The organism is Streptomyces sp. NPDC056948 (assembly GCF_042674225.1).
GTDB lineage: Bacteria > Actinomycetota > Actinomycetes > Streptomycetales > Streptomycetaceae > Streptomyces > Streptomyces purpurascens.
In genome coordinates, this window is record NZ_JBHUQX010000792.1 from 1 (window position 1) to 1,598 (window position 1,598).

Below are 1,598 nucleotides of genomic sequence, written 5' to 3' on the forward strand. Positions count from 1 at the left end.
GCCCGCCCGCGACCAGGAGTACGCGGACCTGCTGCGGCGGTACCGCGAGGACCCGCCGTTCGCGCGGCTCGCCGACGCCGTGGCCACCGGTCTGGGGCTCATCGTGCTGGAGGTGTCCCCGCGCGCGGGCATGGCCGTGACCGCTGCCGAGGACTCGGTGTTCGCCGTGCGCATGGGCGACTACGCGCGTCGTACGTCCGCCGACGGCGGCGACCGGTTCCTGCACGGACTCGCCCATCTCGCCGTCGCCGCCATGGCGTTCCCGCGCCCCGAGGACCTCGCCGACGACGGCTACATCGGCCGGGTCACGGTCAACGGCGTCGACGCCTTCGTGCGCCAGGCCTGCCGCCGCCTGGAGGAGCGCGCCGCCGAGCAGGGCGAGAACACCGACCCGGCCACCGACACGCCGGGCCTGGAGGCCGCCTGGCGGATCTGGGTGCGGCGCAGCGCTACCGGTGCCACCAAGGACGCCCGCCGGCTCGCCGGTTCGACCACCGGCATCGTCGCCAAGGCCGTCGCCTTCCTCACCGAATCCGGCTTCCTCCAGCGCACCGGCGATGACAACGGCGGCACGTACCGCACCACCGCCCGCTACCAGCTCCAGGTGCGCGACATGGCGGGCAGCGCCGCGATGGCCGAGCTGCTGGAGCTGGGCGTCGTCCCGGTCACCGACGGCACACCGACGCTGCTGCCCGCCGAGGAGAGCGAGGACCTGGAGCTGGTGGCCGACGCGGGTCTGCCCTTCCACTCGTCCTGAGCCTCCGCCCCCTGCTGAACCGCCCTGCCGAACTTCCCCGACCTGCCGAAGACTTACGAGAGTCCGCCATGTACGAGCTGTCCCGGGTCCGCCTCTACTCCATCGGGCCCGCCGGTGCGCGCTACGCCGACACCGTGCTTGACCTGCGCGGTGTGGGCGAGGCCGTGCCCGACCCCGCGCCCACGCAGGCGGAGTTCTTCGAGGAGGAGCCCGTCGGCCCGCCGCGCCGGCCCGCGCCCGCGGGTGTGCTCTTCCTGGAGAACGGCGGCGGCAAGTCGGTGCTGCTCAAGCTGATCTTCTCGGTGATGCTGCCGGGCCACCGGAACACGCTGGGCGGCGCCAGTTCCGGTGTGCTGCGCAAGTTCCTGCTCGCCGACGACTGCGGACACGTCGCGCTGGAATGGCAGCACGTGCTGACCGGCGAGTGCGTCGTCGTCGGCAAGGTCAGCGAGTGGCGCGGGCGGCAGGTCTCCAACGACCCGCGGAAGTTCGCCGAGGCCTGGTACTCCTTCCGCCCCGGGCCCGGACTGAGCCTCGACAACCTCCCGGTGGCCGAGTCCACCGCCGTACGGGCCCCGGTCGAGGGCCAGTCCGGCGCGCGCGGCCGGCGTCGCACCATGAAGGGCTTCCGCGACGCCCTCACGGAGGCGGGCAAGACCTACCCGCACCTGGAAGTGCACTGGGAGGAGATCCACGACCGCTGGATCGAGCACCTGGGCGATCTCGGCCTCGACCCGGAACTCTTCCGCTACCAGCGGGAGATGAACGCCGACGAAGGCGAGGCCGCCGGCCTCTTCGCGGTCAAGAAGGACGCAGACTTCACCGATCTGCTGCTGCGTGC

Annotated in this window: 1 protein-coding gene and 1 pseudogene; both read left to right on the forward strand. The window is 72.7% G+C overall.

What is annotated here, in order from left to right; all coding sequences use genetic code 11:
• Positions 1 to 757, forward strand: a 757-nt coding sequence (locus ACFTZL_RS44755; RefSeq protein ID WP_382596346.1) for a hypothetical protein, incomplete at its 5' end; no start/stop codon positions are given.
• A gap of 68 nt (positions 758 to 825) precedes the next feature.
• Positions 826 to 1,598: pseudogene (locus ACFTZL_RS44760) on the forward strand (hypothetical protein); the annotation flags it as partial.